The sequence below is a fragment of the Rhizobium sp. LjRoot98 genome (genome assembly GCF_964252935.1).
Taxonomy (GTDB): domain Bacteria; phylum Pseudomonadota; class Alphaproteobacteria; order Rhizobiales; family Rhizobiaceae; genus Pararhizobium.
On the sequence record NZ_CAXUPW020000002.1, the window covers coordinates 387,695 to 401,709 of the forward strand.

Here is a 14,015-nt window from a genome sequence, read left to right on the forward strand (position 1 = left end):
TTGGTTCAAGCGATGAGATGACGCTAGCATTGCGTTTCGTTCTCCAGTGGCGATATGATTTCCACGTATTGGTTCCTTGAGGGCTACAAAAGATATGAGTGATCGTTTGACTGGCGTTTCCGTCTTCGTCGAGGCGGTGGAGGCGGCGAGTTTTTCCGCCGCCGCCCAGAGGCTCAACCTGTCGCGCTCAGCGGTCGGCAAGACGATTGCCCGGCTGGAAGAGCGGCTCGGCGCCCGGCTGTTCCATCGCACCACGCGCAGCCAGACGGTAACGGAGGATGGCCAGGCGTTTTACGAACGCTGCCTGCGGGCGCTCGAGGAGTTGCGGGAAGGCGAGGCCATGCTCGAATCAGGACGCAAGGAAGTGGCGGGACGATTGCGGGTTTCCATGCCCGTGCTGTTCGGCCGCCGCTGCGTTGCGCCCATCCTGCTGAAACTTGCCAGCGAGCATCCGAAGCTGGAGCTCGATCTGAATTTCACTGATAGCCGGGTCGATATCCTGGAAGACGGATTTGATCTTGCCATCCGCAACGGTCCGCTCGGCGAATGGCCGGGGCTGATGGCGCGGCGGCTGGCGTACCAGCGTATGACCGTCTGCGCCTCGCCGGATTATCTGCGTATCCACGGCGCGCCAGGAACCCGGGAGGAGTTGCGGGATCACCATGCGATCCTCTATGCCCGCTCCGGCTACATCCGCTCCTGGCTCTTTCCGGTCGACGGCGGCCCGGACGCTGAAGTCCTGCCGCCTTCGCGCATGCGTTTCGATGATTTGGAGATGATTGCCGATGCCGGGGTTTCCGGGCTCGGGCTCGTCTGGCTGCCCTGCTGGCTCGTTCAGGACAGGCTCCGCGACGGCAGTCTTGTCCGGCTTTTTGCCAATGAGCGCCGCCTGTCATTCGATTGCCATGCGGTCTGGCCGCAGACCCCGCATCTGCCGTTGCGCGTCAGGCTGGCGATCGATGCTTTGGCTGCTGATCTCCCGGCTGCAACGGGCCTTTGAGGCCGGTATTGCGGGCTTGGCTTGATGTTTGGGCAACACCGCCGCCATAAATGCAACTCTTGCGCCCAAGGCCATTGGCTTTTCAGCCGTATTTACCTATAGGTTCGCCAAAACATGTATTCTAAAGAGGTATGCGCGTGACAGCTACATTCGACAAGGTTGCCGACATCATTGCGGAAACGAGCGAAATCGACCGGGAGACGATTACGCCGGAAAGCCACACCATTGACGATCTCGGCATTGACAGCCTGGACTTCCTCGACATCGTCTTTGCGATCGACAAGGAATTCGGCATCAAGATCCCGCTTGAGCAGTGGACGCAGGAAGTCAACGAAGGCAAGGTTTCGACGGAAGAATATTTCGTCCTGAAGAACCTCTGCGCCAAGATCGACGAACTGAAGGCCGCCAAGGGCTGATGACGATATCGCGCGTTTGACACGCGCGAACACGTGCATGAGTGATAGCAATGCCGCCTGTCGCGTGGACCGCGCTTGACAGGCGGCATTTGCGTTTTTACTTGACGGTCGCATGATCGCGATACCGGACCTGTTCGGGCGGGGTCATGCGGATTTGAAATCCGGAGTGTTCGGGCGCTGTTTCCCAAAGCGCCGTGCTCTGGGCCAAGCTGGATTTGCTCCTGATGCTCCTTGAATATTTTCAGATGATCGATCGGGTCGAGACGGTTGATCTTAACGCCAAGACGCTGACGGCGCGTTCTGTGGTTCCGGCAAAGAGCCCTGTTTTCGAGGGTCATTTTCCGGGTTACCCGCTGGTCCCCGGTGTTCTTTTGATCGAGACGATGGCGCAGGCCTGCGGTTTTCTGGTGCTCGCCGCCACGGATTTCGCCGCCATGCCGTTCCTGATGTCGGTCGATAGCGCCAAGATGCGCACCTTTGTCGAGCCGGAAGCCGTACTCGATATCGAAGCCTTCCTCGAACATGACGGGTCCGGCTTTGCCGTCGTGAAGGCAAAAATCACCTCGCAGGGCAAGAAGGTCTGCGATGCACAGCTGAAACTGCGGACCATGCCGTTCGATCAGGTGCCGCTCGGCCCGATCGTCAAGAAGCGTGCCGAAGAGGTGGGCTTGATGGCTGCAATAGCGGCTTCAGCCGCGACGGGGGAATGACGATGAGCAAATCCGCCAATGATGTTGTGATCACCGGTGTCGGCATCGTCACCAGCCAGGGTGTGGGCACTGAAGTGCATACCGCGCTTCTGACTGCTGCGGAAACTCCGGCCGTCCGTGTCGAGACGGAACGCTTCGCGCCGTATCCGGTGCATCCGCTTCCGGAAATCGACTGGTCTCAGCAGATTTCCAAGCGTGGCGACCAGCGGCAGATGGAAAACTGGCAGCGCCTTGGCGTCTTCAGTGCCGGTCTGGCGCTGGACGATGCCGGTTTCAAGGATGACCTGGACGCTTGCGGCAGCATGGACATGATCGTGGCAGCCGGGGGCGGGGAGCGCGACATCAATGTCGATTCGCTGATCGTCGATGAGGCCCTGAAGCGCAATGACCGCGAACAGTTGCTCAACGAGAAGCTGACGACGGAACTGCGCCCGACACTGTTTTTGGCCCAGCTTTCCAATCTGATGGCCGGCAACATCTCCATCGTCCATAAGGTCACGGGCTCTTCGCGCACCTTTATGGGTGAAGAGGGTGCTGGCATTTCGGCGATCGAAACCGCCTTTGCCCGCATCAAGGCCGGACAGTCGACCCATACACTGGTCGGCGGCGCGTTCTCGGCCGAACGGCTCGACATGATCCTGTTGATCGAAGCGATCCAGGGCCATGCGCTCGGCGGTTATCAGCCGATCTGGTCGCGCAAGCCGGAAAACGGCGGCGGCATGATCACCGGTTCGGTCGGTGCGTTCCTGATGCTCGAATCCCGCGAACATGCTGAGGCACGCGGCGCCCGCATCTATGCAACGATCGATTCTGTCGGTGGAGATCGTGGTAGCCGCGACGGGGATCGCCTCGAGCAGCGCCTGCAATATTTGATGGCTCCCTCTGCAGACGCCGATCCGTCGCGCACCGTGGTCTTTTCCGGCACGACCGGTTTTCCGGATCTTGCCGCGCGTGAGAAGGCGTTTCTCGATGCGCAGTTCCCCAAGGCTGCCGTGCGTGCCTATGGCGGGCTTGTCGGTCATGCGCTGGAATCACAGTTTCCGCTCGGCCTGGCTTTCGCGGCTCTCTCGCTTGGAGCTGGCGCCAAGGTGCCGCCATTCGCCCCGGATGGTGAAGCCCTTATGGAAAAGCCAGCAACGACGGCCATCGTCACGACGATCGGCCATGCGCGCGGCGAAGGTATCGCCGTGCTTTCGGCAGAAGAATAAGGAGCGGCAGATATGACCAGCGCTTACAAGGATCATCTCGGCCGCCCGCTGATCGCCGTTACCGGCATGGGGGTCATCACCTCGCTTGGCCAGGGCGTCGAGGACAACTGGAAGGCGCTGACCTCAGGCGTTTCCGGTATTCACAAGATTACCCGGTTCCCGACCGAGGGGCTCTCGACCAGAATCAGCGGAACCGTCGATTTTATTGATTTGCCTGCGGAAAACGCCGTCGAGCGGTCCTATGCCTTTGCCCGCGAAACGACAGCGGAAGCTTTGGCTCAGGCCGGTATTTCCAGCGATTTCAATGGGCCGCTGTTCCTGGCTGCGCCGCCCATCGAGCCGGAATGGAGCGCCCGCTTCGAACTGGCCGACCGTTCGCGGCCGTCGCAGAAGCCGGGCGATGCCTATGATCGCTTCCTTGCCGCCATGCGTGACCGCGCGGATCCGGTGTTTCACGAGGCGGCATTGTTCGGCGCCATTTCCGAGCGCCTGTCCGATCGTTTCGGAACACGCGGACTGCCGGTAACGTTGTCGACCGCCTGCGCATCGGGTGCAACAGCCATCCAGCTTGGAGTTGAGGCGATCCGCCAGGGCCGCACCGACCGGGCCTTGACCGTCGCTACCGATGGTTCCGTCAGCGCCGAGGCGCTGATCCGCTTTGCGCTTCTGTCGGCTCTTTCGACCCAGAACGACCCGCCGGAACGGGCCTCGAAACCCTTCTCCAAGGATCGTGACGGTTTCGTCATTGCCGAGGGTGCGGCAACGCTGGTGCTGGAATCGCTGGAAGCAGCAGTCGCGCGCGGCGCAAAAATCTACGGCATCCTGAAGGGCTGTGGCGAAAAGGCCGACTCGTTCCACCGCACACGGTCTTCGCCGGATGGCGGCCCCGCAATTGCGACGATCCGCGCAGCGCTTGCCGATGCGGGCCTCAACGAGGGCGACATCGGCTATATCAACGCCCATGGCACATCGACGCCTGAAAACGACAAGATGGAGTATGGCGCGATGCTGTCGGTGTTCGGCGAAGCACTGCCGTCCATTCCGGTGTCGTCGAACAAGTCGATGATCGGCCACACCTTGACCGCCGCAGGCGCTGTCGAGGCCGTGTTCTCGCTGCAGACGATCCTCACCGGCACGGTTCCACCGACGATCAACCATCAGAACCCCGATCCGTCGATCATTCTCGATGTCGTACCGAACGTGAAGCGGGATGCGCAGGTTAGTGCTGTCCTGTCGAACTCCTTCGGCTTCGGCGGCCAGAACGCCAGCCTTGTCATGGCTGCTGAACCGGCCTAATCGGACATCATGTTTTTTCGAGGCTAGGATGCCTCGGGCTCAAGGACTTATATCATGCGCGCTTTGCAACTGGTCGACGACCGCAAGCTGGAAATCACCGATCTTCCCGAACCGGAAGCCCCGGGTCCGGGCGAGGTCACGCTCCGCGTCAAAGCCGTTGCGCTCAACCATATCGACGTCTGGGGCTGGCGCGGCATGGCTTTTGCCAAGCGCAAGATGCCGCTGGTGATCGGCGCTGAAGCGTCCGGCGTGGTCGATCAGATCGGCCCGGGCGTGTCGAACGTCCTGCCGGGACAGCTCGTTTCGATCTACGGCGCGCGCACCTGTGGCCTCTGCCGTCCGTGCCGCGAAGGCCGCGACAATCTCTGCGAACATGTCGGCGGCGTCCATGGTTTCCATCTCGATGGCTTTGCCCAGGAAAAGGTCAACCTGCCAGCGCGCCTGCTCGTTCCGGCCCCTCCGGGCGTCGATGCGGTGGCTGCGGCAGTCGCGCCGGTGACCTTCGGCACCGTCGAGCACATGCTGTTCGACAATGCCAAGCTTGAGCCGGGCGAAACGATCCTCATTCACGCCGGCGGTTCCGGCATCGGCTCGGCAGCCATCCAGCTGGCCAAAAAGATCGGCTGCACCGTCATCACCACGGTGGGCTCAGACGACAAGATCGAGAAGGCCAAGGCGCTCGGCGCCGATCACGTCATCAATTATCGTAAGGACCGTTTCGAGGGTGTGACCCGCAAGCTGACCAAGAAGAAGGGCGTCGATGTCGTCTTTGAACATGTCGGCAAGGACACGTGGGCTGCGTCGATGTTCGTCCTGAAGCGGGGCGGCCGTCTTGTCACCTGCGGTTCGACCTCCGGGGTTTCCACCGAAATGAACCTGATGATGCTTTTCCAGCAGCAGTTGAAGCTGCTCGGCTCCTTCGGCTGCCGCATGGAGAACATGGCCGACGCCATGCAGAAGATGGCGCGCGGGCTCGTTCACCCCGTCATCGACACCGAGGTCGGTTTTACCGAGATCGACAAGGCGCTCGAGCGCATGGAAACACGTCAGGTCTTCGGTAAAATCATCCTGCGGATGGACTGAACACCGTGCGCATGCTGATCACACGACTGGTTCTTGCCGCGCAGCGTTTTCGCCAGTGGTCGATCGCCCAGTTCGTCTTTCTGTTGCTGGGAACGCTCAAGCTGTTTCCGGCCAGAGGGGCCATCGAGTTCTCTGCCCGCTTCACAAGCTGGCTTGGGCCGAAACTGAAGCATCGTCACAAACTGACGATGACCAATCTTCGCAATGCTTTTCCTGAGAAGAGCGAGGCGGAGATCGAGGCTATTGCACTGGAGAGCTGGGGCAGTATTGGCCGGCTTGCCGCAGAATATGTATTTTTGGACGAGCTTTTCGATTTCGATCCGGCAAACCCGAAGCCTGGCCGTATTGAAGTGTCCGGTATCCCGCTGTTCCTGGAACTGCGCGACAACCCGCGCCCGTTCATCGTCTTTACCGCCCATACCGGTAATTTCGAGCTTTTGCCGGTGGCAAGTGCTGCCTTCGGGCTGGATGTCACTGTGCTGTTCCGGCCGCCGAACAATCCTTATGTTGCCGACAAGGTCTTCGATTTCCGCAAGCAGCGCATGGGCAATCTGGTTCCCTCGCATGCCGGATCTTCCTTCACGCTGGCACGCAAGCTTGAGGCGGGCGGCGCTGTCGGTGTTCTGGTTGATCAGAAGTTCCGCAAGGGGCTGATGACAAAATTCTTCGGCCGTGATGTGCGCACCAATCCGCTGCTGGCCAAGCTGGTGCGGCAGTTTAATTGCGAGGTCTATCCGGCCCGCTCCATCCGGTTGCCTGATGGACGTTTCCGCCTTGAGCTGGAGCCGGCGATTGAAATCCCGCGCAAGCCGGACGGCGGTGTCGATGTCAATGCGACAGCACAGTTGCTGAACGACAAGGTCGAGAGCTGGGTGCGCGAGTATCCCGGGCAGTGGCTCTGGTACCATGATCGCTGGCACATCAAGAAACATTTGAAAGACTGAGTATGTAGCGTCGCTTTCCGCTATGTAGAGCTGGCGGTCGGCGCAACTTCGTGACAAGTACATACGAACAGTTGAGTCTCTGTCTGTTGTCGGCGCATGCAGATTGCATCGTGTGATCAGTAATGGCTTGCAAGTACCGCCGGTGTCGGGAGAAGCCGCTGCGCGGCCCAGTGCGTTTTATATCGGTTGCCTAAAATAAGTTCACCGGAAACGTTTCAGGTGATTTTTCAGGTGTTGAACACCATCATTTTGGGTGTAAACTTCAGGTATTACTATAGGACGATTGCAAGCGCTTCGGGTTTGTAAAATAGCGCCTTCAATCGATTTATTTTTTGATTGCGTTCAATTTTCCTGAGCTTTTCACGCTTAAACGGAAAATTGAGTGGGGAGTGGGGTGGAAATTGAAGGCACTGATCGAGCTCTTCTGGTTCAAATATTCTCAGCTGCAATATGCGGTGAAATCCGGTGATGATCTGCTGATCAGCATTCTTGATCGCGAGATCGAGCCGGTTCTTACCACAATTTACGAGGAGAAGGCCGAGACCGTCGCTGATGCGCGCCTGCAGTTCCAGTTCGTCCTTGATCTCCTGCGCAAGGAAGCCGACGATGTGTCCAGCGTGCTGCGCCAACGCGATGTCCTGCAGACGCTGGCCGACCGTTATTTTTCCGCTGGCGGCAGCGAAGCCGCTGAAAAGCCGTGGATGTCACCACCTCCGACGGCTGCAGCCCTCAAGGGCCGGGCAGACGAAGGGTTTCTCAATGAAGCGATCCTCGACTGTTTGCCGGACCGTGTCGCGGTGATCACGCCGGATTACCGCTATCTCTATACCAACCCCGTCAATGCGGCCCGGCTGGAAGAACGGCCGATGGACCTCGTCGGCCGCCATATCGTCGAGTTCGTCGGCATCCAGCGCTTCGAGCAGCGGGTGAAGCCCAATCTCGACAAGTGTTTTTCCGGTGAGCTGGTCGATTACACCTTCGCGAAGGATGTCGGGAACCGCACCGTCGTGGTGCGCTGCCGGATGACGCCCTGCATGTCGGGCACGGGCAAGGTCATCGGTGCCATTCTGGTGCTGCAGGAAATCGCCGACCGCCGCCGTTCGATCGCGGCCTGATGGCGAAAGGCGAGGGTGGTTGCCCTCGCTCACCGGTCTTTCACTGTTACTTGTCCGACCAGACAGCCAGTTCGTAACCGTCCGGATCCTGGAAATGGAAGCGTCTTCCGCCCGGGAAGGAAAATGTCTCGACGACGATGCGAGCGCCTTGTGCTTCGAGCCTGGTCTGGGTTTCGGCGAGATCATCGGCATAGAGAATGATCAATGGGCCGCCGGGCTTTGGTGTTCCCGTGGTCAGGCCGCCGGTCAGCCGCCCATCGGTGAATTCGCAATATTGCGGGCCGTAGTCCGTAAATGACCAGCCGAATGCTGCGCCATAAAATGCCTTCGAGCGTGCAATATCCCTCACCGCGAACTCGATATTATCGATCTGGCGGTCGGTTCCCTTCTGTCCCATGTTGGTCATTCCTTATGTTTCCAGCTGTGCTTTCAATGCGTTGAGGTCCTTTTTAACCCAATCGGCATCGCCGTCGAATTGTTCCTTGCTCATGCCGGGCTGCCTGAGCAGCGTGAACAAGACTTCCGCGCCGCTGCCGTTCGGCACGACACGCAGAGCATTATGGACCTGGATGCCCGTTTCCAGCGTGACGAGGTGGTCGAGCACGCCGAGATCGTTGCGGGGTGTGAAGCGGACGCGGGCATTGCCGAGCGCGCCGCTTGCCACCCACTCGTCGCCGTCCGGCTCCAGCCCGGCGGCAAGACCGGATGCCCATGATGGCATGTTTTCCGGGTTGGCCGCGTAGGCATAGACGTCGCGCCAATTCCTCTCGATACTGATATGAATGATTTTCGCTTCCATCACGGCCACACCACCTTCTCCTTTTTTGCCGCTTGCGACCATGCGATGGCCGAACGCGAAAAGATTGAACAAAACGGACAATCACGCCACAAGCTGCTGCCGGATTTCGGCAGGGGGCAGACCGGCCAGTGCCTGCACCTCGCGGCACATATGTGCCTGATCCGCGTAGCCTGCCTCAAGTGCCAGGATGGACATTGGCTGCCATTGGTTTGCTTTCAAAAGCGAAAGAAACCGTTGGAAACGCAGAATCCGGCCGAGTGTCTTGGGCCCGTAGCCGAAATGATCGAGGCAGCGTCGCCGCAACGTCCGTTCGCCATAGCCAAGCGCCCGCGCGAGAGCTTCGACCGTCTGCGGGCGTTCTCTGCCCTTGCGTGAAAGATATTCGAAGGCGTGGAGCGTATCGTCTGAAGGTGTTGTGACCTGAGCGGCTCGCTGCGTGAGGAAATCTTGCAACAATGCCAACCCCTCCACGGTGGACCCCGTTTCCGACAGGCGTTCATGAAGCTCCCGGCCATCGGCTCCCCACAGATCTGAAAGCGCTACCGTTTCGCCGGTGATTTCGGCGATCGACAGGTTTAGCCATCTGGCGGCGGCACCCGGCTGAAAGCGAAAGCCAACAACGGTTTCGCCCGCTTGTAGCGGCGGGAAGGCTGCGGTTCTGTCTGGACCGGCGACGAAAAGCCCGCGGCTGGACCAGAGAATATCGCTGCACCCATCCGGCACGACCACGACGACATTGTCGAAATCGGCGGGCAGGTGATGGAGCCACGTGCACCGGAAATGCGACGCGAGTGCCGCCGGCGGCGCCTGTTCGCTGTAGCGCCCCACAGACGCGGCGATGGCCATGTTTTCTTGTCCGATCCTCACGCATGTCCTCCCTGGCCGGCCCGGCAAAGGTGATTTCCCGATGCGACCTGTCAGCACGGCAAACCTACTCCAGTGCAGCGGAAAAGTATCACTTTTGACAACAATCACTTGTCGTTAATCGATTTGAATGCCAAAACTCCCTCAGCATCCGCAGGGCGTATTCAGGCCTCCATGGCCGAAAAAAATCTCCCTGCAAGTTCAATCTGGTGAAGCCGTGTGCAAGCCCCGCCGGGCTTTGGCACCTTCACTGTCCAACGGAGGCACATACGTGGCACAGGCAGAAATCGGCCTTATCGGTCTTGGTGTTATGGGATCGAATCTGGCGCTCAACATTGCCGAAAAGGGCAACAAGATCGCAGTCTTCAACCGCACGGTCGAGGCAACGCGGAAATTCTATGCCGAAGCGGGCAGCCTGCAAAGCCAGATCGTACCGTGCGAGACCATCGAGGAGTTCGTTGCTGCCATCCGCCCGCCGCGGCCGATCATCATCATGATCAAGGCCGGCGAACCGGTCGATCAGCAGATGGAATTGCTCAAGCCCTATCTTGAGAAGAACGACATCATGATCGATGCCGGCAACGCCAATTTCCGCGACACGATGCGCCGCTTCGACAATCTCAAGGACAGCGGCCTGACCTTCATCGGCATGGGCGTTTCCGGCGGCGAAGAGGGCGCGCGTCATGGCCCGTCCATCATGGTCGGCGGCAAGGAAGACTCCTGGAAGCGTGTCGAGAAGGTGCTGACCTCGATCGCTGCAAAATACAACAACGATCCGTGCGTCGCCTGGCTCGGCGAAAATGGTGCAGGTCATTTCGTCAAGACCATCCATAACGGCATCGAATATGCCGACATGCAGATGATCGCCGAAATCTATGGCATCCTGCGCGACGGGCTGAAGATGAGTGCCACCGAGATCGGGGAAGTCTTTGGCGAATGGAACAAGGGCCGCCTCAATTCCTACCTGATCGAGATCACCGAGACGGTTCTGAAGGCCGCTGACCCGATCACCGGCAAGCCGATCGTCGATCTCATCCTCGACAAGGCCGGCCAGAAGGGCACCGGCAAGTGGTCGGTGATCGAGGCGCAGAACATGGGCATTCCGGCGACAGCTATTGAAGCTGCTGTTGCGGCCCGCAGTATCTCGTCAGTCAAGGGCGAGCGCGAAGCGGCAGAAAAGGTGCTTGGTCTGCCGAATGTCGGCGAATTCAAGGTTGCCGACAAGGCTGCCTTCCTCAAGGATCTCGAAAGCGCGCTTCTGGCTGCCAAGATCGGCGCTTATGCGCAAGGGTTCGCGGTCATGGCGGAAGCCTCGCGCGAGTTCAACTGGAACCTGCCGATGCCAACGATCGCCAAAATCTGGCGCGCAGGCTGCATCATCCGCTCGGTCTTCCTCGACGAGATCACCACGGCCTTCACCAAGGATCCGACGGTTGCCAATCTGATCGTTACGCCGGCTTTCTCCGCGATGGTCAAGGAAACCGACGGCGCGCTTCGCCGTGTCGTGTCTGCAGCGGTTCTCGGCGGTCTGCCGGTTCCAGCCCTTGCTTCGGCGCTCGGCTATTTCGACAGCTACCGCCGCGGCCGCGGTACGGCCAATGTCATCCAGGCGCAGCGCGACTTCTTCGGCGCACACGGTTTCGACCGCATCGATGGTGCCGATTCCCATCACGGTCCATGGGGCAGCGGCCTCAACGCCTGATGATCCGTCGATCGGAGAGATAAAACTGGAACGGCCGCTGTTGATCAGCGGCCGTTCTGCTTTCTGGGTCGTGTCTTGAGATCGCTCAGTTCTGCAGGACGGGGAAACTCAGCGTCTGCAATTCGGCCGAGGGCTGGCCTTCGATACGGGCGATCACCGCTTTTGCCAGTTCGCGTCCGGCAAGCCTGAAATCTTCCCTGAGTGTGATGACCTCCGGCCTTAGCCATTGCAGGAAGTCGTTCGATTGCTTTGAGACCATGTCGACGTCCCGAGCGAGCTTCAGTCCTGCCGCTTCGATCCCGGCGACCAGTGCCACGGCACCGCCGCCGCTACCGGAGATCACGCCGTCGGGCGCACCGGGCGCACGCATAACTGCTTCGCAGGCGGCGCGGATGTCCGCCAGGCTGTTATCCAGGTCGACCGTGTTGAACGGAACAGATGTCGCGCCGAAATCCCGAAGGCCGCGCTCGAAGCCGGTGCGCATGTGCATATGGTAGGTCAGCGATGGCGGCGGGTGTAGCAGCATGACCCGCCGCCTGCCGCGCTCGACCAGCATGCGCACGGCATCGTAGGCGAAGCGCTCGTTGTCGAAGTCATGGAAGGGATGGACGTGGCCCATTTCCGTGCGGCCATGCGTGCCAAAGGGAAAGTTGCGCTCCATCATCAACGCGACACGTGGATCTTTTGGTTCCGTCCGCGAAATGATCACGCCGTCTGCCGCTCCGGTATCCAGTACATAGCGCACAGGATCGAGCGGATCGCTCCGTGCGCTGTAGGGCGTGATCACGAGGTGATATTGGGTGGCGGCGAGGATTTCAGAAATACCGACAACCATCGGGCTCGTCAGACCGATGAATTCCTCTTCCAGGCTGAGGATCAGGCTGATGACATTGGTTTTTCCCGTCCGCAGACGCACACCGGCCCGGTTGGGATGATATCCGACCTGGGCCGCGACCAGCCGGACGCGCTCCTTGGTCTCGGCGCCAATATCAGGCGCGTCCTTCAGCGCCCGGGATACCGTCGTGATGCCAAGTCCGGTCATGAAGGCAATCGTCTTCAAGGTCGGGCGTTCATTCGGCGAAGGCGGCACCGAGGCCGGTCGGCTCTTATGTTTTTCGTCCATTCCCCGCCCATCGCTTTCCAAAGTCAGGCAGTTATGCCGCAAGGGGCAGAGTCTGCCTGCTGTCGCCCCCACAGGCTCGCCAGCCTTATATACGATTCATGACACAGGGGCACCCAGGCGTCGGTTCTCCCCTCTGTTCAAAATCTGTAACGATACAGTTGTCTTGTCGAGCGATTTTTTAGTTTTTATATGTGAGCTCACCGAAAGGTTGAATCCTGCGCCGCGGCATATTTCCCGTGCGTTTGCGAGACATGTTTCCCCGCGGGTTCGGAAAGAAAACCCGGATAATGGATCATATATCTCTATTTATTGCCGATTTTGTTCAAAAATGCACCGCAGAAAAGCGAGGGATGCAGGTCTTTCTTGTATGAGGAGATGCAATCAAGGATTGTTTTTGGTTTTTTACCTTGAATTATGCGTTGTGGTGGTTGCGTCTGCTAATCGATTGAACTAAGTTTTTACGGTAACGTTACAGTGAGGGAGGAAAACTCATGAAATTGCGTTTGTTGGCTGCTGCATTGGCGGCAACAGTCGTGCTTCCACTGGGCATCGCTAACGCGGCCGATCTGGAAGTGACACATTGGTGGACGTCCGGAGGTGAAGCTGCGGCCGTTGCGGAACTGGCTAAGGCATTCGATGCCACCGGCAATCATTGGGTCGACGGTGCGATCGCCGGTTCTGGCGGTACAGCGCGGCCGATCATGGTCAGCCGCATCACCGGCGGCGATCCGATGGGCGCCACCCAGTTCAACCACGGCCGTCAGGCCGAAGAGCTGGTTCAGGCTGGTCTGATGCGCGACCTGACGGATGTCGCGACCAAGGAAAACTGGAAGGGCATCATCAAGCCGGCGAGCTTGCTCGACAGCTGCACGATCGACGGCAAAATCTATTGCGCGCCGGTGAACATTCATTCCTGGCAGTGGTTGTGGCTTTCCAATGCCGCGTTCAAGACGGCTGGCGTCGACGTGCCGAAGAACTGGGATGAATTTGTTGCCGCCGCTCCGGCGCTTGAAAAGGCTGGTATCGTTCCGCTCGCGGTTGGCGGTCAGCCCTGGCAGGCCAACGGTGCGTTCGGGGTGCTGATGATCGCTATCGGCGGCAAGGATGTCTACCAGAAAGTCTTCTCCGACAAGGATGCCGAAGCAGCCGCTGGTCCGGAAATGGTCAAGGTGTTCAAGGCCGCCGACGACGCCCGCCGCCTGTCCAAGGGCACCAACGTCCAGGATTGGAATCAGGCGACCAATCTGGTCATCACCGGCAAGGCCGGCGGACAGATCATGGGCGACTGGGCGCAGGGCGAATTCCAGCTCGCCGGCCAGAAGGCCGGTACCGATTACACCTGCCTGCCGGGCCTCGGCGTCAACGAAATCATCTCGACCGGCGGCGATGCCTTCTATTTCCCGCTCCTGAAGGATGAAGAAAAGTCCAAGGCCCAGGAAGTGCTGGCATCGACGCTTCTCAACCCGGCAACGCAGGTTGCTTTCAACTTGAAAAAGGGCTCCCTGCCGGTCCGTGGCGACGTTGATCTCGCCGCCGCAAACGACTGCATGAAGAAGGGCCTTGATATTCTTGCCAAGGGCAATGTCATCGTCAGCACCGATCAGCTGCTTTCGGCTGACAGCCAGAAGCAGATGGAAGATCTCTTCTCCGAGTTCTTCGCGACGCCGACCATGACGCCGGAAGATGCACAGAAGCGCTTCGTCGATATCATCGCCGCAGCCGACTAACGGGACCAGTCTCTGTGGAAGGCCGGCT

General features: G+C 59.5%; 14 protein-coding genes. 10 read left to right on the forward strand and 4 right to left on the reverse strand.

All coding sequences use genetic code 11. The annotated features are described in order from the left end of the window. Nucleotides 1–94: 94 nt before the first annotated feature. The 8 genes from ACSQ3J_RS10420 to ACSQ3J_RS10455 all read left to right on the forward strand — a co-directional run bounded on the left by ACSQ3J_RS10420 (nucleotide 95) and on the right by ACSQ3J_RS10455 (nucleotide 7,772). The gene (locus tag ACSQ3J_RS10420) at nucleotides 95–1,000 is read left to right on the forward strand and encodes a LysR family transcriptional regulator (protein WP_060506230.1); all 906 of its coding nucleotides are present in this window, start codon (nucleotides 95–97) and stop codon (nucleotides 998–1,000) included. 131 nt (nucleotides 1,001–1,131) lie between these two features. Beyond that, nucleotides 1,132–1,416, forward strand: coding sequence for an acyl carrier protein (locus ACSQ3J_RS10425; protein WP_112834592.1), 285 nt, complete (start codon nucleotides 1,132–1,134; stop codon nucleotides 1,414–1,416). 224 nt (nucleotides 1,417–1,640) lie between these two features. Continuing rightward, a complete protein-coding gene (locus ACSQ3J_RS10430; protein ID WP_060506319.1) occupies nucleotides 1,641–2,126 on the forward strand; it encodes a 3-hydroxyacyl-ACP dehydratase FabZ family protein in 486 nt (161 codons plus the stop codon). A gap of 2 nt (nucleotides 2,127–2,128) precedes the next feature. Next, nucleotides 2,129–3,334: a beta-ketoacyl-ACP synthase gene (locus tag ACSQ3J_RS10435; RefSeq protein ID WP_060506231.1), complete on the forward strand. Its 1,206-nt coding sequence runs from the start codon at nucleotides 2,129–2,131 to the stop codon at nucleotides 3,332–3,334. Between the two features lie 12 nt (nucleotides 3,335–3,346). Next, complete coding sequence (locus ACSQ3J_RS10440) at nucleotides 3,347–4,630, forward strand: beta-ketoacyl-ACP synthase (RefSeq protein ID WP_060506232.1); 1,284 nt, start codon at nucleotides 3,347–3,349, stop codon at nucleotides 4,628–4,630. A gap of 54 nt (nucleotides 4,631–4,684) precedes the next feature. Continuing rightward, nucleotides 4,685–5,713 (forward strand): zinc-binding dehydrogenase, encoded by a 1,029-nt coding sequence (locus tag ACSQ3J_RS10445; RefSeq protein WP_060506233.1) that lies wholly within the window; start codon nucleotides 4,685–4,687, stop codon nucleotides 5,711–5,713. A gap of 11 nt (nucleotides 5,714–5,724) precedes the next feature. Further along, the gene (locus tag ACSQ3J_RS10450; RefSeq protein WP_060506234.1) at nucleotides 5,725–6,657 is read left to right on the forward strand and encodes a lipid A biosynthesis lauroyl acyltransferase; all 933 of its coding nucleotides are present in this window, start codon (nucleotides 5,725–5,727) and stop codon (nucleotides 6,655–6,657) included. Between the two features lie 401 nt (nucleotides 6,658–7,058). Continuing rightward, on the forward strand, nucleotides 7,059–7,772 hold the full coding sequence (locus ACSQ3J_RS10455; RefSeq protein WP_060506235.1) for a PAS domain-containing protein: 714 nt from the start codon (nucleotides 7,059–7,061) through the stop codon (nucleotides 7,770–7,772). 46 nt (nucleotides 7,773–7,818) lie between these two features. Here ACSQ3J_RS10455 and ACSQ3J_RS10460 read toward each other — a convergent pair whose 3' ends face one another. From ACSQ3J_RS10460 to ACSQ3J_RS10470, 3 genes are all read right to left on the reverse strand, one after another. Next, nucleotides 7,819–8,169, reverse strand: a complete 351-nt coding sequence (locus ACSQ3J_RS10460) for a VOC family protein (protein ID WP_060506320.1) — start codon at nucleotides 8,167–8,169, stop codon at nucleotides 7,819–7,821. Between the two features lie 12 nt (nucleotides 8,170–8,181). Continuing rightward, entirely contained in the window at nucleotides 8,182–8,580 is a 399-nt protein-coding gene (locus ACSQ3J_RS10465; RefSeq protein ID WP_060506321.1) for a polyketide cyclase, read from the reverse strand. A gap of 72 nt (nucleotides 8,581–8,652) precedes the next feature. Continuing rightward, the gene (locus ACSQ3J_RS10470) at nucleotides 8,653–9,438 is read right to left on the reverse strand and encodes a helix-turn-helix domain-containing protein (protein ID WP_156393901.1); all 786 of its coding nucleotides are present in this window, start codon (nucleotides 9,436–9,438) and stop codon (nucleotides 8,653–8,655) included. A 268-nt stretch (nucleotides 9,439–9,706) separates the two neighbouring features. Between ACSQ3J_RS10470 and gndA the strand changes: the two genes are divergently transcribed. Beyond that, on the forward strand, nucleotides 9,707–11,137 hold the full coding sequence (gene gndA / locus ACSQ3J_RS10475) for an NADP-dependent phosphogluconate dehydrogenase (protein WP_060506237.1): 1,431 nt from the start codon (nucleotides 9,707–9,709) through the stop codon (nucleotides 11,135–11,137). A gap of 85 nt (nucleotides 11,138–11,222) precedes the next feature. Here the strand turns inward: gndA and ACSQ3J_RS10480 are convergent, their stop codons facing one another. Next, complete coding sequence (locus ACSQ3J_RS10480; protein WP_060511799.1) at nucleotides 11,223–12,260, reverse strand: LacI family transcriptional regulator; 1,038 nt, start codon at nucleotides 12,258–12,260, stop codon at nucleotides 11,223–11,225. A 491-nt stretch (nucleotides 12,261–12,751) separates the two neighbouring features. On the opposite strand from ACSQ3J_RS10480, the gene ACSQ3J_RS10485 reads away from it, so the two are divergent. After that, on the forward strand, nucleotides 12,752–13,987 hold the full coding sequence (locus tag ACSQ3J_RS10485; protein WP_060506239.1) for an ABC transporter substrate-binding protein: 1,236 nt from the start codon (nucleotides 12,752–12,754) through the stop codon (nucleotides 13,985–13,987). The last annotated feature ends 28 nt before the right edge of the window (nucleotides 13,988–14,015 follow it).